Origin of the sequence: Sphingopyxis sp. USTB-05, assembly GCF_023822045.1 — a bacterium.
In the GTDB taxonomy this organism is placed as follows: domain Bacteria; phylum Pseudomonadota; class Alphaproteobacteria; order Sphingomonadales; family Sphingomonadaceae; genus Sphingopyxis.
Map to the genome: position 1 here is coordinate 364,491 of NZ_CP084712.1, position 25,967 is coordinate 390,457.

The following is a 25,967-nucleotide window of genomic DNA, read 5'->3' on the forward strand; positions in this document are numbered from 1 at the left end:
AATCGTACGCAGCTGGTCAATACGGGCATGAAGCGTCGGACCTGCATCGAAGATGTCGACATAGCCGTCGTAAACAAATCCTTCGGCTTCAAGCATTGCCTTGGCCGGAACTGCGTCTACGCGAGCGAACTCGCCGACCGATCATAGCGGTTGTCGCCAAGCCCATCGCGCATGCCAATGCGACGATTCCAAAGAGCATCCGGTAGCCGCTCTCGCCTGGGAAACTGTCCAGGAGATAACCTGCAACTGGGGGCACGAAGATGTCGGGCGTAAAGCCGACCAACGAAATCAGACCGGTTGCTGAGCCAGTGCTCGATTCGGGAATCCGGCACTCCTCGATCAGCGCGAAATAGACCCCTCGGATCGCGAAGACAGCCAGTGATGCGCATGCAAGGTTTGCGATCATGATGGGGGCATTTTTTGCGGTTCCCGGAGATATCGCAAAGATCATCATGCTTGCAACGAGGATGGCGAAGGCGAACACCACCGTCTGCCAAACTCCCCAACGGTCGGCTGCAAAGCCGGCCGCCATGGCTGCAACTGGCTTGAGCCAAATCTTCCCAACCGCAATGGCACCTGCCGCCGCAACCGACAGTTCCAGCATGCTCGAACTATAGGGCGTGAAATAATAGAGCGCCGTGTAGGCAGTGTAGCTGCTCAAGACGATCAGCGAGATCAGCCATAGGTCTGGATTTGGGAGCAATTCCCGCCATCCGCTGGAAGATGCTGCCTGCAATTTCGCGCCGCTCGGTGCTGCGCGGTCGAGCGTGAAAAACGCGATGATCCCAAGTGCGATGTTCAGAACGGCAAAGCCGATGATGACCGTGCCGAGCGCGCCGCTTGTGCTTCCCGCCCAAGCAAACACGGCGACTCCGGCCGCTCCAATAGCGCCTTCTGTAACGCCGCGGACACTTTCGAGCAGGCCAAAGGCGCGGCCCTGGCTCCCGGCGACCGCCCATTCGCGTGTTGCGCGGATCATTGTGCTCCAGCACACAACGGTCATGGCGCCCCAAAGCACGTAGAGGAGAAGGGTGAATGGATAGGACGGAAACGAAGCGAAAAACGCTCCACCTATGCCGGTTCCGATCAACCCGATCGGAAGCAGAGTGCGAGGCTTGAACCTGTCAGCAAGCCAGCCTCCCGGGACGTAGCCGATTAGTGATGCCAGGCCATATGCCGACGAAAGACTGCCGATCTGCACATTCGTTTGGCCGAGAGCGAGACGCAGGGGATCGTAATAGATTTCATGCAGAAACGGGAACAGAAACAGCGTGGTACCTGCGCTGCCCAATACCAGCATTGTGATTGACCTACGCAAGCCTGCCCCCCTATCTTGCATGTCAGTAAGCAGAGTGTTCAGAACGGGAGCGTTTCGCGATGTCCTCGTGTCCGAGTGCACTTGGTGAAATCACTTTGGTAAGCCGAAAGCAAGTTCTTCTGATTCTCAAAATACCCATTGCCGCAATGCCTTCCGCCATTCCGTCAGGGACCCTGCGCCCAGTTCCTTCGGACATGTTCTGCAATTCCGTCTCACTCTCGGATTTGCCGACACAGTCGGCCCGAAGCCCGTTGCAGATTGATGGATCGGCTTAGCCAAAAAGCCTGGGCTTATCTGTCGCCTCCAGCTGCAATGGAATTGGAGGCAATTGACCTGCTGAAGAGAAGTAGGGGGAGCAGAGCCAATACAGCACAGCCAAGCGCCAAGGCTCCGATTTGCTGATACGTTCCTCCGTTCAGCAGGATCAGCCCTGAAATCGCAGGTGCTAATGCGCTTCCGATTCCCTGACCTCCACGCGCAACCGCGGCGAGCGGCGCTCCACCCGAGGCGGCAGCAAGGCCGAGAAGATATGGCAGAGTGAAGACATAGGCAGCGCCGGACACGCACATTGCAATTGTAAGCAATGTCTGGTCGCCCGAATGGGTAACCGCATAGGCGCCTAAGCCAGTTATCAGGTACCCAAGCACCAACGGTGGTGTCCTTCCGAACCGGGTGCCAAGCCGATGCGCTAAGGCAGGTCCGGCTAGAGCGCAAGTAGCAGAGATAGCCATTGCATAGCCGGCTTGAGCTTCGGTCACACCGATAGATTGGGCGATACCTTCGATGAAGTAATAGTACCCGTTTGCCAGAATAGCGAGGAGTGCAGCGACAAGGCTAAGCGTAACCGCGCGGGCGTCGATAGTGGCAAGATGTTGCTTCGCCGTCGTGTCGACCACCTGGGCTCGTGGTGGGATGTTTCGGAGCAATGGGACAAGGGCCAACACAACAATGCCCAACGCTACGAAGATTCCGCGCGGACCAGCCCAGTCAGGCAAGAGTGGTAAAGTCACAAAGAGTACCACTGCCAATCCAACGACGGCGGCCCAAATCAGAGCAAACGTTCTATCCGCATTGGGGGTTTCCGCAGCGGTTGCGGCAATTGCAGCATAGAGCAGACCCTCGCCGATCCCGCCTATCAAGCGTGACACAACGAGGAACTCCGCGCCATGGCTCAACGCTGAGCCAGCATAGCCAGCCAAAACCAGCAACGCACCTGCGAAAGCTAGCTTTCTTCGGTCAAGACGCAACAGGTAGGGTGCCAGTCCAATCGATACCAGCGATGCACAGGCGATCTGCCCCGCAATGATGAAGCCGATCCAACCTTCAGGAATCGCGTAGGCCTTGACTATGCCGCCAACCACAAAAGGCATCGTATAACCGCCAATCTCGGCAATCAGCGATCCCGCAAGCATTCCCGAAATCGAGGCGAAGCGTCCAAGCAAATTTTGACCTTCCGAACTCCAAACACTAGTGTATGGTAGAGAGGTTGTTCCGAGAGTCCAGAGGGCAGGCGAGTCACGTGACCGATTTTTTCGATGCAATTGTGGTAGGCGGTGGTCACAACGGTCTGACTGCGGCCGCATATCTTGCCCGTTCGGGTGCAAGAGTTCTGGTCCTCGAGCGTCGCCAAATTGTGGGCGGGGCTGCCGTGACCGAGGAAGTGATGCCGGGGTGCCGTGTGTCATTTTGCTCGTATATCGCCAGCATGCTTACCCCCGCCGTGGTCAAGGAACTGGGGCTCGCCGATCATGGGCTGAAAATGGTCGCATGCGACCCGGCGCTTAATGTGCCGACATCCGATGAGGGCCTCGTGACGCTTTGGACCGATCCGTTGCGGACTGCGGCAAGCCTTCGGACCTACAGTCAGAAGGATGCCGACAACTTCGTAGCGGTCGAGCATCAACTCAAGGCGCTCGCTCGCTACCTGCAGCCGTTCTTTCTCAAGCCTCCGCCGGCTCTGAGCGGGAGCTTGGTCGACCGGCTCGGGGAATTGGCATCAATGGCCCGCCAATTCTGGGGAATCTCGCGAGATGAAATTGCATCGATGACGCGGTTTCTGACCGGTTCCCTCGCCGAATTTCTCGAGCGACACTTCGAAAGCGAGGAGACGCACCGGCTCTTTCTGGCCAACAACGTTTACGGCAAGCATGGGGGGCCATATGATCCGGGCTCGACCCTAGGCTTGTTGTTCCACCTGTTGGGCGGTGGTGATAATAGCATCCAGGGCTTCAGCGGCCATGTTATCGGGGGGATGGGATCAGTCAGCGATGCGCTGGCCAACGCTGCCCGGGGCTTTGGCGCCGAAATCATCACGAATGCAGAGGTTGCGCGGATCCACGTAAAGGGCGGGCGGGCATCCGGCGTCGAGCTGGTCGATGGCCGAGTGTTTCACGCCAAGGCGGTCGTGTCGAATGCGGACCCAAAGCGAACGTTCCTTGGGTTGGTCGACGCGGAACATCTCGACCCGACATTTCGATCGGACATCGCCGCCATCAAAATGGCCGGTCCTTCGGCCAAGGTGAACATGGTCCTGAGCGAGCCGCCTTCGATCAGGGGCATGTCGCTCGACGCCACTCCGGCGGAACGCGCCGTCTTTTCGGTCATGGGCAGCATGGAGGCTATGCAGCGCTGCTATGATGCCTCAAAGTTCGGCGAAGTGGCAGACGAGCTGTGGGTCGATTGCGTGGTTCCAAGTTTGGTCGATCCCACGCTCTGCCCGTCGGACCGCACCATGCTCACTTGCTTTGTCCAGTATGTTCCTTTTCGGCTGCGAGAGGGGGACTGGGATTCGCGACGTGAAGCGCTCGGCGATCAAGTGGTGCAACAGATTGGCCGGGTCGCGCCCAACGTCCCTGGCAGCGTCGTCGCACGTAAAGTCATCACACCGCTGGATTTGGAGCGCACCTACGGACTGACCGAAGGCAACATCTTCCACGGGGATCTCAATCTCGCCCAGTTGTTCTTCATGCGCCCGCACCCCGATTGGTCGGGCTACCGCACGCCTGTGGCCGGTTTGTATCTGTGCGGCGCGGGCACGCACCCCGGTGGGGGCGTGACGGGAGCTCCTGGCCGGAATGCAGCACAGGTCATTCTGAAGGATTTGCGCCGATGAGCCGATATTCGGCGTTCGCGCTTCTCAGGAACTGGCTTGGTGGAAATACGGATTGGGATCCGGTCTGGCGCTCCCCCGAACCGGCGAGCAGCTACGATGTGATTATCATCGGAGCTGGCGGCCACGGCCTTGCGACCGCCTACCATCTGGCCAAGCACTACAGGCCTGGACGCATTGCTGTGATTGATAAGGGGTGGCTCGGCGGCGGTAACACCGGCCGCAACACTACCATCGTGCGCTCGGACTATTTCTACAAGGAAAGCGCCGACTTCTACGACCATTCGCTCCGTCTCTATGCCAGCCTCTCGCAGGAGCTCAATTTCAACATCATGTATTCCGCCCGCGGAATCCTTAATCTCGCGCACAGCCGGCACGAGGTCGATTTTCAGCGCCGAATTGTGAACGCGATGCAGTTGAACGGGATCGATGCCGAACTGCTCGGACGGGAGGAAGTGCTCAAATTTTGCCCTGTCCTGAATGGCGATCCTAATGCACGGTTTCCCATTTATGGGGCCATGCGCCAGAAACGAGGAGGGACCGTCCGGCATGACGCGGTAGCCTGGGGCTATGCACGTGCAGCCGATGCCCTGGGTGTCGACATCCTTCAGAATACCGAAGTCACCGGGTTCCGTCGGGACATCAGCGGCGGCGTGCAGGGCGTCGAAACAGGTAAAGGCTTCATTGGTGCGACCAAGGTGGGGATCGCCACGGCCGGTCATTCGTCAGTGGTCGCGCAGATGGCCGGTTTCCGATTGCCTGTCGCCAGCTATGGGCTCCAAGCCTTTGTCTCCGAACCGGTCAAGCCCGTCCTGCACACCGTTATCGGTTCAGCCGTGATCGGAAGCTATTGCAGCCAGTCGGACAAGGGCGGCATTGTGTGCGGTGGCGGCATCGATCCCTATCCGTCCTTTGCCCAGCGCGGAAGCGCAGCGACAATGGAAAAAGTGCTTGCCGGCATCGTCCAGCTTGTTCCGACCTTTAGTAGTCTGCGCCTCCTGCGCCAATGGGCTGGAATCGTCGACTACACGGCCGATAGCTCGCCGATCATTGACCGCAGTCCGGTACCGGGGATTTATCTGAACGTCGGCTGGGGCGGAGGCGGGTTCAAGGCGATCCCGGCCGGCGGTGAGGCTTTTGCGCACTTGATCGCGAAGGATGAGCCCCATCCGCTAACCACCGCCTTCGGACTCCAGCGTTTCAGGGATGGCGCGCTCATCGACGAAGCTGCAGCAGCCGGGATTGAACACTGACATGATGCGGATTGCCTGCCCGAACTGTGGCCTGCGCGACGAGCGCGAATTTGCCTATGGCGGCGAAGCCCATATCGACCGACCAGAGCTGGACTGCGACGACCAGGCTTGGGAGGAGTATCTCTTCCTGCGCGCTAACCCCAAGGGCGAGCATGCCGAGCGATGGGTCCATGTGCACGGTTGCGGGGTCTGGTTCAATCTGATCCGGCATACTGAAACTCACGAGGTCGTAGCGGTTTACGTAATGGGAGTTGCGCGGCCGTGACCGGTTACCGACTTTCCCATGGCGGCGGCAGGATCGATCGCGGCCAGTCCATCGACTTTTCGTTCAATGGCAAGCGCTATGCAGGCCTTGCGGGCGATACACTGGCGTCGGCCTTGCTCGCCAACGGCGTGCAGCTTGTCGGACGGAGCTTCAAGCTCCATCGACCACGCGGTATCGTGGGAGCCGGCTGCGAGGAAACCAACGCACTGGTTCAACTTGAGCACGGCCTATCCTCCATTCCCAACGTGCAGGCCACCATGATCGCTCTGGAGGAAGGGCTGGTTGCCCGGAGCATCAATGCCTGGCCTTCACTAACCTGGGACATTGCTGGCGTGAATGATCGTCTCCGCGGACTGTTCTCTGCCGGATTCTACTACAAGACATTCATGTGGCCGGACTGGCACTGGTTCGAATGGCTGATTCGGCGCGCTGCCGGACTTGGCAAGGTGCCGGTCGTGCCCGATCCGCAGCGCTACGAAGCGCGTCATGTGGAATGTGATCTGCTAGTGATAGGTGGAGGCAGAAGGGGGTTGGCCGCTGCGGCACAGGCAGCGCGAGACGGCAAATCGGTATTGCTTGTCGATCTGGATCAGGGTCTTCCAAGCCTTGAAGGTGTCCGGACCTTTGAAAAGACTGCAGCTCTTGGAATCTGGGATCATGGTTTTGTGCTGGCCGCATCGGAAGGTCGGGTACTCCACCGCATCCGGGCTGAGCAGATCATTCTCGCGACGGGCAAGCAAGAGCGCGGCATCGCTTTTGCGAACAACGACTTGCCCGGCATCATGCTCGCCGGTGCGATCGGCAGATATGTCGCGGACTATGCGGTAGCGCCGGGTCGATCCGGCATTTTCTTCGTCAACAACGATCTGGGCTGGCGGTCCGCTATTGAAGCTGCGCAGTGTGGTGTAGGGGTGCGCGCCATTGTCGATCCAAGGCCGCAGGTGCTGCCCGAACTTGCCGATCGCGCCCGTGCGCACGGAATCGATCTATTCTTTTCGTCATTAGTCCAGTCGGCCCATGGGCGCGGACGCGTCACCGGCGTCACCATAGAGAAGCCGGATGGCCTGAGTCGTCTCGCGTGCGACTTTGTCGGGGTCTCGGGAGGCTGGAACCCTGCTTCCCAACTGTGGACCATGGCTGGCGGTCAGACGAAGTTCAACGAGCGCAGTCAGAGTTTCCAGCCGGATGGGTTGGTCGCCAATGTCGAATGGGCAGGCCCCGAACCGATTGAGGCGGAGCCCATCTGGACTGTCCACGGCGGGGATGAAAAGACCATGTTCGTCGATTTTCAGACCGATGTGACCGTGGCAGACATCAAGCTGGCGGCCCGCGAAAACTATCGAAGCGTTGAGCATCTCAAGCGCTACACTGTGTTGGGAATGGGCGTCGACCAGGGAAAGCTGAGCTCGGTCCCCGGCGCCATGATCCTCGCGGAGACCATCGGCGCGAAACCCGGAACGCTGTCCGCAAGCAAGGTTCGTCCGCCCTTCGTTCCTACAGCCTTTGGTCTGATCGGTGCTGATCTACGCGGTGAACGCTTCCGACCCCGTCGGTATCTGCCCGCACACGAATGGCATGTACGCGAAGGTGCTGTGTTCGAGGATTTTGGATGGGAAAGGCCGGCGGCATATCCGGTTGGCAGGGAAGACATCCAGGCGGCAGCTGAGCGTGAAGCCGCAGCGGTCCGAAGTGGCGTTGGTCTTTTTGACGGTTCGCCGCTTGGCAAAATTCTCGTGGCCGGCCCTGAAGCTGCAGCGTTCCTCGACCGGGTCTATGTTGGCACCCCCTCGACGCTCAAGCCCGGGCGGATCCGGTACGGGCTTGTCCTCAACGAGAACGGTACGATCCTGGATGACGGGGTCTATGCTCGTCTCCAAGACGGGAGTTTCCTGCTCAGCCCATCCAGTGCCTTCGCTGACCGGATGGTCCGCCTGCTGGAGGATCTGCTTCAATGCGAATGGCCGATGGATGTTGTCGTTCAAGACGTGACTGAGCAATATGCTGTCTGGACTGTTGCGGGCCCGAACGCACGAAATGTGCTCGAGGCATTGCAGCCCAGTTTTGATCTCTCAAGTGAGCGTTTTCCACACTTGTCCGTCCGAGAGGGAAAACTCGACGGATCGGAAGTACGTATTCAGCGCGTGAGCTTTTCTGGTGAGTTGAGCTACGAGATCCAGGTGCCAGCGGGGCAGGCGGTGCAGATGGGCGATGCGCTGATGGCGGCTGGCAAGCCCTATGGATTGGTGCCCTATGGGATAGAGGCACTCGAAATCTTGCGTATCGAAAAGGGCTACATTCATGTTGGAACTGATACCGACAGCGAGACCCAGCCCGGTGATATCGGTTTTGGCGGAGCCATCGCCAAAAAGCAGAGCGATTTCCTTGGGCGGCGAGCGCTGACGCGCCGCTCATCCTTATCGCCAAATCGTAAGCTACTGGTGGGCCTGACCTCGCTTTGCGGCGGGATATTGCCGGTAGGTGGTCATGTGCGGGCTCCCAGTGGGCAGAGCGGAGGATTCGTTACGAGCAGCCAGTTCAGCCCCGTGCTGGGACGGGGCGTTGCCTTGGGATTGGTCGAGCAGGGGCAGCGGCGCCTTGGTGAAATCGTCGAGATCGTCTCGCTGGGGAAGAGGTGGCAGGCCAGGATTTCAGAGACGGTCGCCTATGACCGCGAAGGAGGTCGGCTTGACACTTGACCTCTCAATTATTCGTTTGTCGGTTGATCTGGCTCGTCATCCGGAGTTGAAAAGCCCGATAGAAGGCTGCTTCAACTGCCAGTTGCCCGATTTCGGCGACCTGCATGGCGACACGTCCACCTGTCTGGGGCTGCGCACCAGCCGGTGTGACTGGTTACTGCTGGGCTCTGCATCCGGTATGGCCGATCGTGCTGCTGCGATGAAGCTGCAGCTTGCCGGGGCACCCGCAATCATCACCGATGTCTCCGACAGCTTCGTTGCCGTTCACAATGTCGATAGCGTGCAGCTGGCGACGCATTCTGCTGTGTTGCTGCGGGGAGAAGAGGCCAGGCCAATGCAGATTGGCCAAGTCGATGTCATGGCGTTTTGTCAGAAGGGCCTAGTGACCCTTTTGATACCCCGCTCATATCGCGGTGCACCATGTTGGCAGGATCTACCTCGTGACTCGCAATGAGGCTGCGCTGTGGGGTGTTGCAGAAGCCGCCCCGGCATCATGGTATACCAAAGGGAGACTTCCTAGTTGACAACCGCCTCTATGAGGCATAGCCCCACACTCTCGGTATACCATAGGGGAGGTTTTTCGTGACAGACGCACTGGGAAGAATCAATTCCTTCGGCCGGCTAATGGCCGCATCTATGCTAGCGCTGCCGCTCGCTTCGCCTGCGTTCGCGCAGTCCGCCGAAAAGAGCGACGAGCAGCCGGCACTTGGAGAGATCGTCGTTACGGCGACTAAGCGGCCTGAGCGCCTGCAGGACGTGCCAATCTCGGTACAGGCTGTCACCGGCGACCTTCTGAGAAGTGGTGCAGTTCAGAACTTCGAGGATGTCCAAGTCCCGGGTCTGCGCGTGTCGCGAGGCGGCATGGCCGATACCATTACCGTGCGCGGGATCGGCTCGGGGCAGAATTTGGGCTTCGAGCAGTCGGCGCCAATGTACATCGACGGGGTGTATTATGGCCGGGCCCGCACCCAGCGCCTTGGTTTTCTTGACATCGACCGGATCGAGTTCCTGAAGGGGCCGCAACCAACGTTTCTGGGCAAGAATGCGATTGCGGGCGCCATTAACGTGGCCACGCGGCGGCCCGGCGATAAGTTTGGCGGCGAGCTCGAGTTCAGCTATGAGCCGGTCACCAATGAAAGGGCTGCATTTGGTGCGGTCGACATGCCTCTTGGACAGGACTGGTCCACCCGTGTCGCCTTGCGCTACCGAAAGTCTGATGGTTATCTGACAAACACAGTAACCGGTCGCAAGGAGCCCGAGATTGAAGATCTTCTGGGTCGTATGACGATCACAGGAGAATTGACAGACAGGCTCAAATTGACGGCCATCGGCTACTTTGGGAACAATGACGACCGAGGGCGCAATAACCAGTCGATCATCTGTCAGCCCAATTTCCGCCGTGACATTTCCGACGCAGTTCGTGAGCCTTGTCTGTTCGATCGCTTCAAGGCCTCGAGTGGACTGATCCCATCAGCGGCAGAAGCAGCGCGGCCAGACCTCTATACTGACGATAATGGTGGTTCATTCTATAACCGCCTGCGCTCGGGCGGCGGCACACTTTTGCTGGATTATGAATTTGGCAATGGAGTGACGCTGAGCTCGGTAACGGGCTATTACAAGTACAAGAACTACCAGTTTATCGATACCGATCAAGGCGTGGCTAATTATTCCACGGCCACTTTCACTGAACGCTATGATCAGTTCAGTCAGGAAATCCGTCTGGTTTCGCCCAAGGACGGTGCGTTCAAATGGTTCCTGGGAGCCTATGTCGACAAGAACAACAACGATGTTGTCAGCACCTCGGACAACGATGCGCGTAATCTTCTGCCGCTTGTGGTTCCGCCTCCGGCAGGCTCGACTAACCGAACTCCGGCATTTGTGAACGCTCGGATTATCGGTAGCGTTCAGGACAGCGTCGAAGATGCCTCATCATGGGCGATGTTCGGGGAGGCGAGCTATGCCTTCGGTCCGCTGACGATCCGCGGCGGAGTGCGCTACGAAGAGGTCAAGAAGGATCTCGCATTTGCCGGGTGTGAATCCACTCCCTATTCGGGCTGCACTCCACTTCCAATCCTGACCGCGAGCCGAAAGGATGAGAAGCTCCAGCCCGCCATCACGCTTGAGTATCGTCCGGCTGAAGACGTGATGATCTATTCCAGCTTCAAGAAGGGCTTCAAGTCTGGGGGCTTCTCCGGAACGGATGGCGGGCCGTTTAATCCGGAGAATGCAAACGCTTATGAGATCGGCTTGAAGAGCCGCTTCTTCGACCGACGAGTCCTGCTAAATCTCACGGCGTTCCGGAGCGATTACAAGGACCTGCAGGTTTCTTCCTTCGATCCCGCAACCGCTCTCTTCCAGACAACCAATGCCGCATCCGCGCGGACTCAAGGTGTGGAAGCGGAACTCCAGTTCGCGGTGACAAGAAACTTCAGGCTTTCGACTAACGTCACTTATCTAGACGCAACCTACAAGGACTTTACCACCGCGCAGTGCTTCGCTGGCCAGACGGCCGCTCTTGGCTGTAATACGGCGAACAACACCCAGAATCTCTCGGGCGTTACGACCCCCTATGCGCCGAAGTGGTCGGGCAACATTTCAGCGGACTGGTCCCAGGAAATCGGGAGTGGGCTTACGCTCCGGGCAGGTAGCGACCTCTATTTCACGAGCCGGTTCGCGACCTTGACCGACATCAACCCGAACTCCTTCCAGGAGAAATTTGCCAAGCTTAACGCCAGGGTCGGCCTGTCGAGTGAAAGTGGCTGGGACCTGTCGCTGGCCGTTCGCAATCTTACCGATAAGCGCACCGCTGCCTTCAAGAACACGATCCCGGGCGGATTTAACTCGATTTCAGCGTTCACCGAACCGCCGCGGACTTTCACTATTCAGGCACGCTACCGGTTCTGATCACGCGAACTGGCAGAGCATGGGTGGCAATTTCTGCCCGGCTCTGCCAGTTCATGGCCTGACGGGGCTGGAATGAGCATCGCAAGAAAGAGAGATCCGAAGTACGTCGTCGCGGCTATCTGCATGGCGTTGTCTGGCATGGCAGCGCTGGTTTACCAGGTCGTCTGGACCCACAAGATGGCGGTGGCGATTGGAACGGCTCAAAGCGCCGTCGCGATCATGCTGGCCAGCTTTCTCGGCGGTCTTGCGCTGGGTGGTTGGATGGCCGCGCGCTGGCTCAATTCTGGCGTCGATGCAGGCAGACGCTACGCGTTTCTAGAGCTGTTTATTGCGGTCTGGGCCATCGCCGTTCCTCTGCTATTTCCTCTGTTGCAGACGCTGCTGATCGCACTGTTGTCGAGCGGAGCGCATTTGCCGCCTGATGCAGGTTGGGCCCAGTTCTGGGTCTATCTTACGATCGTTGCAGCGGCCTTTGCACCACCGACCATCGCCATGGGAGCCACGCTGCCAATTCTGGTGCGCGCGGTGCGCTGCGGTGTGGACGATGTCGCTGGCCTCTATGCGCTGAATACGTTCGGCGCAGCGGCAGGAGCGATGCTGGCAGGCTTCCTACTGCTACCGTCTTTGGGACTGACTGTGGCCAGCCAGTTGGCTGCAGCGGCCAATATTGTGGCCGCGGTCTTGGCTTGGCGCCACCTGCGCTCCAACGGCCCCGAAAAGAAGCACGATGCGGGAACCGCTGCTTCGCCTGATCAACGGGTGCTGGTTGCGGCGTTTCTGTCCGGGATCGCTACTTTCGCACTTGAGGTATTCTGGACAAGGCTGCTGGCAATTCCCTTTGGGGGGACGACTCAAGGCTTTGCGTTCATGCTGGGCCTATGGCTGACGGGACTTGCGCTCGGTGGGCTCTATGCTGCGCGGAAGCCGGGAAGTGCAGCCATGGCGCTCACGTTCGGCGCAATCTTGTCCTCGCTGGGCTATCTCGCAATCCTTGTTACGGGAGCTGCTGAGAAATTCGCGGTTCTGGCTCTGTTTCCGGGAGCCATTGCCTTCGGCATGGCCTATCCGCGCTTCGTCGAGGCGGCAGGCGGAGACCCTGCGAAAAGCGCGGCTGTGGTCTATGCCTCAAATACTGCGGGGGCGGTAGCAGGCGCTATGTTGGCTGGCCATTATCTGCTGGAATCGTACGGCTTCGGCGGAACGCTGCTTGTTGCAGTAACGCTACTTTTGTTAGCTGCTGCGGCCGTTTCTGATTTATCAAAACAAACTTATGCATTCGCAGCAGGCGCGCTTGCGAGTATCGGCGGGCTCGTAATTGGAGTGCCGGAACCCTACTCGCTGCTCAAGGCCGGTGTCGTAGACAGAGACACATCCGGTGATCTGGTTTCGCTCAATGTGGGACGCGTTGCAACAGTCGAAGTGCGCGACCGTGATGACGGTGTACTTATTCGAAGTGATGGGCTGCCGGAAGCACTGGTGCCGCGGGCGGGTACGCCACCAGCCCTGAACGATCAACACTGGCTGACTATTCTTCCATCGCTCGCACGACCGCAGGCCAGATCAATGATGGTGATCGGTCTTGGCGGAGGCGTCAGCCTGGAACCGGTCCCTTCGTGGATCAGCACCATAGATGTTGTCGAAATCGAAGAACGTATCATCGAGGCCAATCGCAGGATTGCGTCGCAGCGTGCGGTGGATCCGCTATCTGACGCCCGGGTCAAGATCGTCCACAATGATGCACGTAACGCAATGCTGCGCACTGGCAAACGCTACGACATCATTGTGTCACAGCCATCGCATCCTTGGACGGCGGGTTCCTCGAATCTATACACGCGACAGTTTGTTGCGCTCGCCAAGGCGCGCCTCGCCGATCATGGAGTGTTTGTCCAATGGATGAACGCGTCCTTTGTTGATCCACGGCTACTCCGATCTTTCCTCGCGACGCTTGCATCTGAGTTCCCCAATGTCCGGGTATACGAACCAGTTCCGTTCAACTTGATCGTGATGGCTTCGGATGCTCCCATATTGCCAGAGAGCGGGCTTGCTGTAGTCGGGCCGGCCGATGTCCGGCTGCTCGATCGAGCGGGCATCCTGGATGCGGACGATTTCGCCTGGTCGCTCCTCCTTGATGAGGGAGCAGTGCGACGGGCTATTGCAGGGGCCTTTCCGATCAGCGACGACAGGAATTCAATGGCTTTTGAAACAGGGCCGGGGCGGGGAATCCTGACCCGGACGGGACTCGATGCCTTTACCCAAAGGCCTGCGGGCGTGCGGGCCGGTAGCGACTATTCCCGCCTGCGGCTGGCGCAGGCAGGCCTGCTACCATTCACGCCGGTGACGGAAAGTGGGCTGGTGGCGCTGGCCAGAGCGAAAGGCGCAGCTGGTGATTATGCGGCGCTGGCGGGGATGGATCGGCAACTTGCGTCCGTGACTCCTGTTGAACCGGGGTATGCAGCCGCAAACCAGCTACGCTCGGCCTGGCGCCTTGAACGGATTGCTTCCGTCGATCCTCGGCAGCGTGTAGCCATGGCCCAGGAAACGCTGACTATCGTTGATGCCGCGCTGCGCGTCGAGGCAACCACCGATCTGCTGATCCAGCGCGCCACTCTTGCGCAAGTGATCGGCGATCATGCGATGCTGGTGGAAACTGCGCTCGCTTTTGCCGTCATGGCTCGCCAGTCGCGGGGCAGGATTCTCGAAGCGCGCCGTTCGGAGGCGTTAAAGGCCGCCCTTGAGAGGCTGGAGTCGTCACCGATCCGCCAGCGCGCCATTGCCGCACTTGACGGCGTTGCGCAAAGATAAGGAAACTGTGACGCGGGGCTTGACAAACGTGGCATTGGACAGCCCGCAACAGGTGGTCAACCTGCTGGGCTCATTCCGTTCAATCAAACACAATCGTTCGGGATCCGTTCAGTATGACACGCTGCTCGACATGCCAGCGGACGGCACGCGAGAGGACTGAGGCCTCGACTTCCTGACCAATAAGCGTGAGTTCCTCGGCGGTACGAGAATGACTTACGCGCCGCGTGTCCTGCTCGATGATCGGGCCTTCATCGAGATCGGTTGTAACGTAGTGAGCCGTCGCACCGATGAGCTTCACACCCCGGGCATGGGCCTGGTGATAGGGTTTGGCACCTTTGAAGCTTGGAAGAAAACTGTGATGGATGTTGATACACCGCCCAGCGAGCACTGCGCAAAGATCTGGTGACAAGATCTGCATGTACCGGGCCAGAACAACCAGATCGATGTGATTTTCTTCTACCAGCTTGAGCAGAGCTCTTTCCTGTTCTGGCTTGTTCTGCGGAGTGACGGGCAGGTGATGATATGGGATGCCGTTCCACTCGGTGAATGAGCGCATGTCCTCATGGTTCGAAACAACAGCTGGGATGTCCACTTGCAGTTGGCCAGCGCGCCAGCGGTGAAGCAGATCATGCAGGCAATGCCCGAAGCGCGAAACCATCAGCAGGATCTTTGGCTTCCTTGAGGCATCTGTGAAGGTCGCGGTCATATCGAACCGTGATGCAATAGGTGCGAAAGAGGATTCAACCTCAGGCAGCGAGGGTATCGCTGCTGACACCGGCTTGAATACGATCCGCATGAAAAAGTCGTCGGCATCCTGATGCTGGTGCGACTCCACGATTGTGAAGTTGGATTCGGCAAGAAAGCCTGTGACAGCCGCGACGAGTCCTGGCCGATCAGTGCAGCGAATGGTAAGGAACATTTTGTTTGTCATCTGGATTACGAAGCCATTTCCACAGCAGCCTCAGGTCATTCAATGACCATACAGCAGTGTATGGAAATCGCAAGCGTTGAACTCAGCTCCTGCGGAGCCTATTGCCAGCGCGCGGGCCAACTGGCGACTCGTAGATCCTGGCGTTGCGCAAATTTGATGGGATTGAGGTGGGGACATCAGGTTGCCCGCTTTATGCGAATTTGGCAGGCTGTTGTTTGATCGTTCGTAATTTTGAGCGGGGTACGGACTGGTGGGAGGTGCGGTGAGTAGCGAAGGAAGCGCAGGTACATTGCGTCGGCGGACAAAACCCCCAACGTCCAGTTCAAACCGGACCTCGTCGCGCTTAAGTCGCGAAGACTGGATCAATGCAGCGAAAACTATGCTGGTTGAAAGCGGTATTGATGGCGTAAAAGTCGATTTGCTTGCAAAGCGTATGAAGGTAACTCGTGGCAGCTTTTACTGGCATTTTGAAGATCGCGACGCGCTGCTCGATGCACTGCTGCATTTGTGGGAAGCAAGTAACACCGAACCAATGCTGGCTGCGATCAAGGCGGCCGGCGCACGCGCCGATCGCGAGGATTTTGATGCGACTGTCGGCCGCTTGTGGATCGACGAAACCGAATTCGACCCGGCATTTGATTCGGCAATCCGTGACTGGGCACGAACCGATCCCAACGTTGCGGAAGCTGTGCACCGCATCGACGACATTAGAGTTGCTGCCTTTGCGGAGATGTTCAAATCTTATGGCTTCACGGGCGACGAAGCGGAGGTCCGCGGTCGCATCATCTATTATCATCAGGTAGGCTACTACACCCTTGGCATCCGCGAAAGCAGCGCCGAGCGCAAGCGCCTCGGAGCGCTCTACGACAAGGTACTGCTCTACTGACTTATGTCTCCAGCCCCCAATCTGTCAGCAAGGTATTTGCGGATGTCGAGGCTGTCGTCTTCCATTGGTGCATACCAGCCATGTTCGAGGGCTCCCATGCTCATACCCTGCTGGACGCGTTCGCAGACTGCCCAATCCTGGCGGTTCGTGATGTCCCAGAAGTCGATCGCGTCGGAACCGTTGAAATCGGGTTGGGAAATCTCCTCCGGATCGAAGAGAAAGCGGCATTCGACAATCGTCTTTTCGGCTGCGATAGGCCAGAGGATGAAGGCGGCGCCATGTTCTGCGCTCATTGAAAGCATCATGTTCGGATAGACGAGTTCGCCTTTGTGCCGAATCAACTCGAATTCGTCGAGCCCTGCGAACGGCTTGCGGGACGTAGTGCCGGTGAACGTGTAGGTCCAGGCTCCTTCGCGATGGGGTACACCATTTTCCCAGTCGAGTTCGAGACCACCCTTCTTGCGGAATGCCGGCACAATCTCGCAAAGTTCCGGATGGACACCGCTGCAGTGATAACATTCATTGTAGTTTTCGGCGATGACCTTCCAGTTCGCGGCAACCTCATATTTGATGGTATGCGCGGTCTGTAGTCGGTCCAGCGGATAATTTGCGAGCCGTTTCGGAGCGAGACCAATATCAGCAACCCCAAGTGCCCTTGGTATCTCTTCCCCAAGCTCCGGGCGCAGTCTCAAGAAGATGAACCCGCCCCAGGTTGCGATACCAACCGGGATCAGACTGAAATCTTTCACATTGAAATCGTCCGATTTAGTCAGGTGAGGTGCATTGATCAGCGCGCCGTCGAAACCGTAGGTCCATTGATGATAGGGGCAGCGAATGAAGCCCCGGTCAATCCCCCCGTTGAGGGTAACCCCCCATTTCGAATCGTCACCACAAAGCTTTGATCCGCGGTGACGGCAGATATTCTGGTGCGCGCGCAGGCTGCCGTCTTCGAGACGCCCGACAATCACGCTTTCTCCAAGGACCGGCACTACGATAGCGTTGCCGGGTTCTGATACGTCTTCGCAACGCGCTACACACACCCATTCCCGGCTAAAGAGTGCGCTGCGTTCCCGCTCGAAGAACGCTGGTTCTGTGTAACACCGGAATGGCAAAGACGCCTTCATGGCTGAAGATACAAACTGACTCATCATGACCTCTCGCGAATCCGAATGGGCTACTTTCCATATTGCCAATGGGCCTTCAATACAATACAGTTCTGTATGGTTTTGATTCGATGCCGTTAAAATGCTGAGGTCAAAAAGGGGAGGAATTGATGAGATTCAAGCGGTCAATTTTGCTGCAGACTGCAAGTCTCGCAGTGATGATGCATCCGCAATCTGCGAGCGCTCAAGAGGCTGATCGCAGCGGCTCATTGCAGGCCGACGAGATTGTGGTCACTGCCACCCGACGGGCAGAGACCGTCCTCGAAATCCCTTACAACATCAGCGCGATCTCAGCAGATACGCTGGAGAAGGCTAACATCACCGATCTTGCTGGGTTGCGGAACAGCACACCCGGTCTGATTGCGGTTGACTATGGGCCGCGTGCCAACGGCTCGAACAACAACTTCATCATTCGCGGCGTATCGACTGACGCGATTGGCGGGGGTGGAACATCGTTTCCAAAGCTCGGAAGTTCTGCGACATCGACCTATATCGACGACATCCCTGTTTTTGCGAACCTCAAGCTGAGCGACATTGCCCGCGTCGAAGTTTTGCGCGGGCCGCAGGGCACGTTGTTCGGCGCGGGGTCGGTTGGCGGTACAATTCGGTTGATCCGCAATCGCCCCGACATTGGCAACTTCGATTATGAAGCGAATCTCGCCGCATCGACGACGCGACATGCTGGCAAAGCTGGCTATGACGCTGATGCCATGCTGAACGTCCCCATCGGTTCCACGTTAGCCCTGCGCCTAAATGGGGGCTACGAGTATCAGGCCGGGATTATCAACGCGACCAATGCCTATGTTTATGACAAGGATATCAGGTTCAATCCGGAAGCGCAGGTTGTGCTGGCCAATCCGGCAAGCCCCCTGACCAGCCCGGCCGTGACCCGGGCAATCAAGGACATTGACTGGGCGAAAATCTGGTTCGCCCGCGCCGCGTTGCGCTGGCAGCCCACCGATGCCGTGGACATCGAGGCGAGCTATCTTCACCAGAACACCAAGGCAAACGCTTTCCCGTTCCGCACCGGCAATTCCGGCTATGAAAACCGTCAGCTTATCCCGGTAAGCCCAATTGATACGGATATCGATCTTGCATCGCTTACCGGGACAGTCGATTTCGGATTTGCGACACTGACGTCCGCGACATCCTATTCCCGCAGCCGTTCCGACGACCTGTTTGACAACTCCCAGACTTCCAACGCATTCATCCAATATTACGGGAATTATCCAAGGGCTTCGACAACGAACTACGATATCGTAAAAGATCGATCGTTTGTACAAGAGCTGCGTCTGGTTTCGAAAGATAGCGACACGTTCGAATATGTGATTGGCGGTTATTACCAGAACCGGAAGCAGAGCACGTACGCGTTCTCGACCGTGCCGGGACTTGCCGCTTATTCGATACTCCCCGGAAGCGGCGTGTTTCTCGATACATATGCCAACGATGTGGAACTTTACTTTGGCGGGATCCGACCTGGTTCGCTGAATCCACCCGACACTTCTTTTACTTTTGATCGTCGAGTACGTTTTGAGGAACTGGCGGGCTTCGGTGAATTTTCTTGGCATGCGACACCAGCCCTTTCATTTACGGGCGGGATTCGTGTATTTAATCAGAAATTCCGGCAGAGCACAGTTCAGACTTTTCCCACATTGGGGTTTTTTGGCGGTGATGGTGCGTCTAGCGATCCCAACTATCTAGCAAACGGTACGTCACAAGGTTCCGGCTCGCGATCGGACACCAAGGTAATTGTTAAAGGAAATGCGTCTTACGAATTTGGCGAGCAGTTGACATATTTTACCTTTAGCCAGGGCTTCCGCTCGGGCGGCGCCAACGCTTATCCCATCGGGCCTCGGTCTTGTCCTGCATGTGATCCAGGTACCTTCCTTAACTATGGTCCAGATAGCGCTAATAATTATGAACTAGGTATCAAAGGGCAGCTGTTAGATCGTGCTGTTAGCTATTCGCTCGCTGCCTTTCGCATTGACTGGAGCGATATCCAGATCGAAATTGGATCGCGGGCCGGTACTCCCACCGTGGTCAACGGTAACCGTGCCAGATCGCAAGGGATAGAATTCGAGGCTCAGTTGCGCCCGAGCTCGATGGTCACGGCATCGATTTCCTACGCCTATACCGATGCCAAGACGACCGAAGCCATTGGTCCAATTGCCTTTGGTGGGCGCAATTTTACGGCTCCTGCGGGCACCCGGCTGCCGGGATCTGCTCGGCATCAAGTTGGGGCGGCCATTGATGTAGCAATTCCGTTTGGCAGTGATCGCGATCGGACCATAGATATCCACGCTGATGTGAACCTTCGCGGGGATGTGTTGTCGAGCCTCGACCCCAATTCGCCGGGATTTGCTAGGCTCGACGGATTCGCAATGACGAACATGTCGGTCGCCTATGACTGGAGTTCGGCGCTGCGCATGCAAGTGTTTGCAACGAACCTTTTTGACGTTGATGGAATCTCTGCCAAATCCGCGGGAAACAATCTCACGCCGCCAAACATCCGGGCGTTGTATCGGGGCGACTATATCGCACGGCCTCGTACAGTGGGAATTCGCTTGACGTTACGAAAGTGAGCGCGGATCGGGCCGTACTGGAAAAGGCGCGCAACGCCCTCGCCAGCGAACGGCCCGATCTGGCCATCGCCTACCTCACGCAATCGTTCGAAATCCTTGCAGCAGACGCACGGGTAGCAGCGACCGCAGGTGATTTAGCATCGGCTGCTGGCGGTTATTATCTGGCGATTAGCTTTTATGATCAGGCGCTCAACCATGAACCCGGTTTAATCGGCGTGCGTTTCAATCGCGCGGCGACGGCTCGCTTTCTTGGTGAGCTGGAATCTGCCGAAAAGGACTATGATGCCGTCATAGCTGTTGACCCTGCAGATAGCGAAGCGTGGTTGAATCGTAGTCATCTCAGGCGCCAAACAAGCGCTCGCAATCACATTGCGCAGATCGAGACAGCACTGGGCGGTGATCACCCGGCTTGGCAGCATCGAATGCGGCTACTTTATGCGCTTGCGAAAGAGCGGGAAGACCTTGGTCATGTTGCCCAGGCCTTTGCTGCCCTGGACGCAGCCACCAAGTTGCGGCGATGCCATCTGGATTATGACATTGACGATGATCTCGCCGCACTTGCGGCGATTCGCAGCACCTTTACTAGTTCCACCTTGGCGTCGATGGGCGAGGGCTTTTCCGGTGCTGCGCCGATCTTTGTCCTTGGCCTGCCGCGCTCGGGGACGACCCTGGTAGAGCGCATTCTTGAAGCTCATCCCGACGTCGTATCTGGTGGAGAGATGTCTGCCTTCGCGCGCGCGCTGGAGCATTGCGCAAAAGTGAGTGGATTCAGGGGGGGCGGCAAACATGCCTTGATCCCGTTCAGCAAGACGCTGGAACCAGTCATGTTGGGTGAGTTCTATCACGCGCTCGCTTCGGCAGGCCGGGACCCGTCACTGCATATTATCGACAAACTGCCGCTCAATTATCTTTACATCGGGCTCATCGCCAAAGCTTTGCCACGTGCGCGCATCGTACATGTCCACAAGCCGCCACTTGCGGTGGGCTGGGGCATGTTCAAGACGCTGTTCGTACAAGGCTATCCTTTTTCCTATGATCAGGTTGAGCTTGGACGCTACATCGCGGCATTCCATAGCCTGATGGACCACTGGAGCCGCGAACTGCCCGGCAGGATTCACCATGTTTTTTATGACGATTTGGTGCGCGATCCGACAACCGGCATCCGCGAACTCGTCGCTGCCTGCGGCCTCGACTGGAATGAAGATTGCCTGTCACCGCACAAGGGGTCAACTGCGAACACCTCGCACAGCGCGGCCCAGATCAGGGAGCCCATTCATACGAGAGGGTTGAGCGGATGGCGCGATTTTGCGCCCTATCTGGAGCCGATGCGCAAGGCGATGCTGGCAGAAGGCCTCGTAACAGAATGACGTCCTGTTTAACGGGCGGTGGCAGACGTTGGCTCGCTGTCTTTTTTTCAGCTCATGCGGCTTTGATCGAGCGGGAACCCCGGCGATCAGGCAGGAGACCCGTCGGAAACTTCTCTACACTCAGCAAACTCCTTCGAATGCGGTGAGCACTTGCGGGGCGTGGCTTAGTTGTTGCACCGACCCTTTGAGATTTGACACCAATGAGGGGGCTCTGGATCACTAATCCCTAAATCCAGACGATGCCCAATTCATTGCGCTTGGCAATACAATACAGAACTGTATGGTTTCGGCTCGGGCAGGGTGATTCGGCCCCCATTTGGATGGAGGACAGAAAATGGAGGGAGGACAGAAAATGGAGGGAGGAACAGCGTTCGCCGATCGCGAGAGTGACCGACACCAGTGCCTCCCAGTAGTAGAACGGATCGGATTGGCGCAGCGATTCCTTCGTTCAATGAGCGGGCAAATTCTGGGCCTCGTGGCAACTTACACCTTCCTAGCAGCATGGCCTGCAAGCGCTACAGAAGCCCGTCAAGGCAAATTCTCTCAAGAGAAAATTGTCATGAAGGATGGCGTCCAATTGCAAATTTGCATTGCCAGACCTCCCACAGTGCGACCGAAGCAGAGATTTCCGGTTCTTCTTACCGTTGATGGATATGCAAATCCTTGCGGCAGCTTTGGGCGCCCTTGGTATGCTGAGTATGTCAACGCAGGGTATGTTGTGGCCTATCTCAGCATTCGAGGGACAGGTGGCAGCGAAGGCAAGCTCGCTGACCGGGAATACTCCATGGCCGAGCTCGACGATACGCTCGAAGTGGTGAACTGGCTTTCCAGTCAATCCTGGTCAACCGGTCGCATCGGTATGTTCGGAACGTCGTGGAGCGGGTTCACTGCCATGCTTGTTGGCGCAAAGAAGCCGCCCGCCCTCAAAGCCATTGTCACATTTATGGCGACGGAAAACACATATTCAGAGGATGTGCGCTTTCCATCCGGCATTTTGCACATGGACGACTACACCGTTGCTGCCGACAGCATGCTATTTGTGACACCGCCGGATCAGGATCCGTTCGATGAGGAAATCCTGCGAAACCGGTTCGACCAGCAGCCGATGAGCCTTACATTTCTGCGGCAACAGCGGGACGGCGAGTTCTGGCACCGCGGCTTGCGCCGTGATCTTAATCCATCTGCAGGTGATGTGCCGACAATGATGGTCGGAGCGTGGCATGATCCCTATCGAAACGCGGCCATTCGCGCTTTGGAAAACTCGAACGGGCCTGTGCGGGTGGTGATCGGCCCCTGGAATCACAGCTCGGATTATCCCGGGCCGACCGCCGATCTTGGACGAGTAACACTCGATTGGTGGGATTACTTCCTGAAGGGCAAGCAGAACGGCGTGCTTGAAAAGCCGCAAGTGAGTGTCTTCATGCGGCGCCCCTACCGCCCGATCATTTCGCGCTCGCAAATCCCTGGCGAGTGGCGCTCGATTACGCGCTGGAACAATGCGCCCATCCGGCCGCAGATATTCTCTTTGACCGAGAGCCACGCCCTAGCGCCTATTGCGGGGCCGACTTCGGATCACCGATTGCGCATGATTGCCAGTACGGGGGTCGGCGCAGGACTGGGCTGGATCGATGTGTCTCCGGATCAGCGCGAGGGCGACGCGACAGCGCTCGTCTATGAAAGCTCGCCGCTGACGAGTGAATTGCAGATTCTTGGCTCTCCGGTCGCGTCGCTGCTGTCCTCAGTCGATGTCGATCATGCGAACTGGTTCGTGAAGCTATCCGACGTAGCCCCTGACGGGACCACAACGCTGGTCACGGGCGGGGCGTTGAACGGCGCACAACGCCAATCATCTGTCGAGCCGGAGCCACTCGTGCCCGGAACCCGGTATCCCTTGGAAGTGAAACTTTACGCCACCTCATGGATCTTCCAACCTGGTCACCGCATGCGCATTTCGGTCTCCAATGCCCTGTTCCCGTCCTATTGGCCGTCGGCGAAGCCGCTGGTGATGACGCTCGGCGTGGGGGAGGGCGGCTCGACGCTCGCGCTGCCGGTCATTCCGCCGCAAGCGCCCGAATCTGCCGAAAATGCGGCGGTTGACGTGGCTAGCCGCAATCTAACAGTGGCTGAAGCGGAAGCAGCAGGCAGCGGCCATGCTAAAACGACCTGGAACGGCCCGGTCAGAAGTCAAATCCTGCGTGACGATCTGAAGCGGACGACGACCGTCACACGCGGTTATCAGTGGGCCAGCCCTGACGGGGAGGACGTATCAGTCGAATATTCCGTTGCCGATGATGATCCCGCGAAAGCCAGCTTTGTTGGCCGATCGTTCATGAAAAGCAAATGGCAGGGGCATGACGTCGAATGGCGCGGAACGACCGAGCTTAAGAGCGATGCCGAAGCCCTTTATTATCAGCATGTCCGACAGCTTCTGAAGGACGGCAAGGTTGTGCGTGAGCGGGAGTGGAAGGAACGCGTCCCGCGCGACTTCCAATAGGACGACCGATTTGGTTCTCGGTCAGGGCGCAAGGCTAGGCTTTGCGAGGAGGGAATAGGACATGTCGGGGTTGAGAGGAAGCAGGAGGGAATTTATCGCCACGGTTGGTGCATTCGCCGCGATTGGCGGTTGGTACAGACCAGCCTGGGCCGATACAGCCGTGTGGGTGCCGCCTGCCGAGCGTAAGATCAGAGTCATAGAGAATACTTGGATCGAAATGCCTGACGGAGTGAAACTGGCTGCGCGCATCCTCTTGCCCCAAGATGCGGAAACAAAACCTGTAGGGGCCATTCTCGATTATCATGGCTACACCAAGCGAAGAGGGCCGCGGCGCGGCGACGACCGGACGGCCGCATGGTTGGTTCCTCGAGGCTTCGCGCTGGTCAGGGTCGATGTTCGCGGTACGGGCGAATCTGGCGGGATTATCGTCAACGAATATGACCTTCCGGAACAGGCCGATGCTGGTCCCGTCATACGGTGGATATCGCAGCAGCCCTGGTGCAATGGCAATGTAGGGATGCGGGGAATATCTTATAGCGCGATTACTGCATATCAGGCCGCGGCCAAAGGAATCCCTGAACTTAAGGCCATAGTCGCGGCGATGGGAACCGAAAACGGCTACACCGACGACGTGCACACGCTGGGCGGCTGTATCATTAACGAGCAGGTCATTTGGGGCACCCTCTGGAAGCGGGTTATGACCAATCCGCCCGATCCCGCCATAGTCGGGGATCGTTGGCAGGACATGTGGCTCGAAAGGCTGGAGGCTCAACTTCCACTCGTTTCCGAATGGATGCGCCACCAGCTGGTGGACCAATATTGGCGCAACCGAATTCTCACCGACTATTCGAAGGTAAAATGTGCCGTTTACGCGGTCGGCGGGCTCGAAGATTCGTACATCAACACCGTGCCCCGCGTGCTCGAGCGACTCTCAAGTCCGCGCAAGGGAATAATCGGCCCTTGGGGGCACCAATGGCCGCACGGCGGTGATCCTGGACCAAAGATCGACTGGGCTGTCGAGGAGACGCGATGGTGGGATCACTGGCTCAACGGTCATGATAACGGAATTATGGACGAACCAATGTTGCGCTCGTACGTAGCCGAGGCGACCACGGCGCAACGCTATCCCGGCGACATTCCCGGCCGCTGGGTTGCCGACGAGACTTGGCCGCCGGCAAGATCGCAAGCAGCTAATTATGTTCTGGGTGCCGACGGCTCGCTTAGCCGCCGCCAAATGCGCCGGGATAAACGCGATGTCCCAGGCGATGTCACAATCGGGACCAACATTCCCCTGCTTTCGCCGATGGATATGGCGTCGCAAGCGCCGAGCGAACAATCGGTTGACGATGATCGCTCGTTAATTTTCGAAACAGCTCCTCTTGCGCAGGACATCGATATCGTTGGACAACCGGTGCTCCAGCTGAGGTTCGTCTCAGACAAGGCCGTGGCCAAGATTTCGGCGAGGCTGAACGAAGTCACGCCTGATGGTCGCTCCTGGCTTTTAACCTATGGAGTCCGTAACCTTGCACACAATGCCGATCACACGGCGTTTCTGCCTATCGCACCGGGAGTGGAACATGCACAAGTGTTGGTGCTCAATCACACTTCGCGGCGTGTGAAGAAGGGATCGAGAATTCGTCTCTCGGTCTCGCAGAACCAATGGCCAATAGTTTGGCCGACTCCCGAGGCAGTGAACCTGCAAGTGGTTACGGGCATATCGAAGCTCGATCTGCCGATCCGTCCCGCGAGGCGCAGTGAAGCGAGCATGCCCATCGCCCCGTTGCCTGAGCATGCGGACAGGACCCCCCAAGGCGAATCACAAATCGAGCGACCAGCAAAGGTCGAAGGTACGGCAGGCAATCGTCGGGGCGTGTTCAAAGCTACGCTGCCCCTGGAACTTGAGCTCCTGAAACCTATCGGAATGCGCATCGGGGACGGGCTTTCGATAGACGCGACCGTTAGCGAGGGCGATGTCAACTCCTATCGTATCGCCTTCTCATCCGAAGGCGGCTCCGAGCGCGAGGACTGGAAAGCTCTAGTCCGCGTCGAAACCACGATGACGAGCTCGCCTCGCGAATTCATCGTCGAGGAAGGGATCGAGGCCACGCTGAACGGTGAGAAGCTGTTTGCGCGCCGCTGGTTCAACCGAATTCCACGTAACGGAAACTGATCGAAAGCGAATGTACAAAATGGTTCG

Annotated in this window: 16 protein-coding genes and 1 pseudogene; 12 read left to right on the top strand and 5 right to left on the bottom strand. The window is 57.8% G+C overall.

The window, feature by feature from the left end; genetic code table 11:
• From KEC45_RS01715 to KEC45_RS01725, 3 genes and pseudogenes are all read right to left on the bottom strand, one after another.
• A pseudogene (locus tag KEC45_RS01715) lies at positions 1 to 96 on the bottom strand (arginine N-succinyltransferase); the annotation flags it as partial.
• On the bottom strand, positions 89 to 1,339 hold the full coding sequence (locus KEC45_RS01720; protein ID WP_368389955.1) for a nitrate/nitrite transporter: 1,251 nt from the start codon (positions 1,337 to 1,339) through the stop codon (positions 89 to 91). The gene KEC45_RS01720 and the pseudogene KEC45_RS01715, both read right to left, overlap by 8 nt.
• 269 nt (positions 1,340 to 1,608) lie before the next feature.
• Complete coding sequence (locus tag KEC45_RS01725; RefSeq protein WP_252171388.1) at positions 1,609 to 2,760, bottom strand: MFS transporter; 1,152 nt, start codon at positions 2,758 to 2,760, stop codon at positions 1,609 to 1,611.
• Positions 2,761 to 2,837: 77 nt separating this feature from the next.
• Here KEC45_RS01725 and KEC45_RS01730 point away from each other — a divergent pair, with 77 nt between their 5' ends.
• The 7 genes from KEC45_RS01730 to KEC45_RS01760 all read left to right on the top strand — a co-directional run bounded on the left by KEC45_RS01730 (position 2,838) and on the right by KEC45_RS01760 (position 14,347).
• On the top strand, positions 2,838 to 4,430 hold the full coding sequence (locus KEC45_RS01730; RefSeq protein WP_252171389.1) for an NAD(P)/FAD-dependent oxidoreductase: 1,593 nt from the start codon (positions 2,838 to 2,840) through the stop codon (positions 4,428 to 4,430).
• On the top strand, positions 4,427 to 5,680 hold the full coding sequence (locus KEC45_RS01735) for a sarcosine oxidase subunit beta family protein (protein ID WP_252171390.1): 1,254 nt from the start codon (positions 4,427 to 4,429) through the stop codon (positions 5,678 to 5,680). The genes KEC45_RS01730 and KEC45_RS01735 overlap by 4 nt, the downstream gene beginning before the upstream one ends.
• A 1-nt stretch (position 5,681) precedes the next feature.
• The gene (locus tag KEC45_RS01740; RefSeq protein WP_054123171.1) at positions 5,682 to 5,945 is read left to right on the top strand and encodes a sarcosine oxidase subunit delta; all 264 of its coding nucleotides are present in this window, start codon (positions 5,682 to 5,684) and stop codon (positions 5,943 to 5,945) included.
• Complete coding sequence (locus tag KEC45_RS01745) at positions 5,942 to 8,641, top strand: 2Fe-2S iron-sulfur cluster-binding protein (RefSeq protein WP_252171391.1); 2,700 nt, start codon at positions 5,942 to 5,944, stop codon at positions 8,639 to 8,641. The genes KEC45_RS01740 and KEC45_RS01745 overlap by 4 nt, the downstream gene beginning before the upstream one ends.
• Complete coding sequence (locus tag KEC45_RS01750) at positions 8,631 to 9,095, top strand: hypothetical protein (protein ID WP_252171392.1); 465 nt, start codon at positions 8,631 to 8,633, stop codon at positions 9,093 to 9,095. The genes KEC45_RS01745 and KEC45_RS01750 overlap by 11 nt, the downstream gene beginning before the upstream one ends.
• A gap of 128 nt (positions 9,096 to 9,223) precedes the next feature.
• A complete protein-coding gene (locus tag KEC45_RS01755) occupies positions 9,224 to 11,545 on the top strand; it encodes a TonB-dependent receptor (RefSeq protein WP_252171393.1) in 2,322 nt (773 codons plus the stop codon).
• 72 nt (positions 11,546 to 11,617) lie between these two features.
• A complete protein-coding gene (locus KEC45_RS01760; protein WP_252171394.1) occupies positions 11,618 to 14,347 on the top strand; it encodes a spermidine synthase in 2,730 nt (909 codons plus the stop codon).
• Between the two features lie 79 nt (positions 14,348 to 14,426).
• On the opposite strand, the gene purU is transcribed toward KEC45_RS01760, so the two are convergent.
• Positions 14,427 to 15,266: a formyltetrahydrofolate deformylase gene (gene purU, locus KEC45_RS01765; RefSeq protein ID WP_252171395.1), complete on the bottom strand. Its 840-nt coding sequence runs from the start codon at positions 15,264 to 15,266 to the stop codon at positions 14,427 to 14,429.
• A 391-nt stretch (positions 15,267 to 15,657) separates the two neighbouring features.
• Here purU and KEC45_RS01770 point away from each other — a divergent pair, with 391 nt between their 5' ends.
• Complete coding sequence (locus KEC45_RS01770) at positions 15,658 to 16,164, top strand: TetR/AcrR family transcriptional regulator (protein WP_252171396.1); 507 nt, start codon at positions 15,658 to 15,660, stop codon at positions 16,162 to 16,164.
• Here KEC45_RS01770 and KEC45_RS01775 read toward each other — a convergent pair.
• Positions 16,158 to 17,312: an aromatic ring-hydroxylating dioxygenase subunit alpha gene (locus KEC45_RS01775; RefSeq protein ID WP_252171397.1), complete on the bottom strand. Its 1,155-nt coding sequence runs from the start codon at positions 17,310 to 17,312 to the stop codon at positions 16,158 to 16,160. The two genes, KEC45_RS01770 and KEC45_RS01775, sit on opposite strands and share 7 nt — an antisense overlap.
• 125 nt (positions 17,313 to 17,437) lie before the next feature.
• Between KEC45_RS01775 and KEC45_RS01780 the strand changes: the two genes are divergently transcribed.
• From KEC45_RS01780 to KEC45_RS01795, 4 genes are all read left to right on the top strand, one after another.
• Positions 17,438 to 19,909, top strand: a complete 2,472-nt coding sequence (locus KEC45_RS01780) for a TonB-dependent receptor (protein ID WP_252171398.1) — start codon at positions 17,438 to 17,440, stop codon at positions 19,907 to 19,909.
• A complete protein-coding gene (locus KEC45_RS01785; protein WP_252171399.1) occupies positions 19,906 to 21,276 on the top strand; it encodes a tetratricopeptide repeat-containing sulfotransferase family protein in 1,371 nt (456 codons plus the stop codon). Before KEC45_RS01780 ends, KEC45_RS01785 begins: the two co-directional genes overlap by 4 nt.
• A gap of 451 nt (positions 21,277 to 21,727) precedes the next feature.
• Positions 21,728 to 23,770, top strand: coding sequence for a CocE/NonD family hydrolase (locus KEC45_RS01790; RefSeq protein WP_252171400.1), 2,043 nt, complete (start codon positions 21,728 to 21,730; stop codon positions 23,768 to 23,770).
• A 61-nt stretch (positions 23,771 to 23,831) separates the two neighbouring features.
• Positions 23,832 to 25,940, top strand: coding sequence for a CocE/NonD family hydrolase (locus tag KEC45_RS01795; protein ID WP_252171401.1), 2,109 nt, complete (start codon positions 23,832 to 23,834; stop codon positions 25,938 to 25,940).
• Positions 25,941 to 25,967: the final 27 nt, after the last annotated feature.

Bases quoted from the DNA above. Each gene is read 5' to 3' on its own strand.
- KEC45_RS01720 (WP_368389955.1), bottom strand. From the start codon at position 1,339: ATGCAAGATAGGGGGGCAGGCTTGCGTAGGTCAATCACAATGCTGGTA.
- KEC45_RS01735 (WP_252171390.1), top strand. From the start codon at position 4,427: ATGAGCCGATATTCGGCGTTCGCGCTTCTCAGGAACTGGCTTGGTGGA.
- KEC45_RS01740 (WP_054123171.1), top strand. From the start codon at position 5,682: ATGATGCGGATTGCCTGCCCGAACTGTGGCCTGCGCGACGAGCGCGAA.
- KEC45_RS01760 (WP_252171394.1), top strand. From the start codon at position 11,618: ATGAGCATCGCAAGAAAGAGAGATCCGAAGTACGTCGTCGCGGCTATC.
- purU (WP_252171395.1), bottom strand. From the start codon at position 15,266: ATGTTCCTTACCATTCGCTGCACTGATCGGCCAGGACTCGTCGCGGCT.
- KEC45_RS01770 (WP_252171396.1), top strand. From the start codon at position 15,658: ATGCTGGTTGAAAGCGGTATTGATGGCGTAAAAGTCGATTTGCTTGCA.
- KEC45_RS01775 (WP_252171397.1), bottom strand. From the start codon at position 17,312: ATGAGTCAGTTTGTATCTTCAGCCATGAAGGCGTCTTTGCCATTCCGG.
- KEC45_RS01780 (WP_252171398.1), top strand. From the start codon at position 17,438: ATGAGATTCAAGCGGTCAATTTTGCTGCAGACTGCAAGTCTCGCAGTG.
- KEC45_RS01790 (WP_252171400.1), top strand. From the start codon at position 21,728: ATGAGCGGGCAAATTCTGGGCCTCGTGGCAACTTACACCTTCCTAGCA.
- KEC45_RS01795 (WP_252171401.1), top strand. From the start codon at position 23,832: ATGTCGGGGTTGAGAGGAAGCAGGAGGGAATTTATCGCCACGGTTGGT.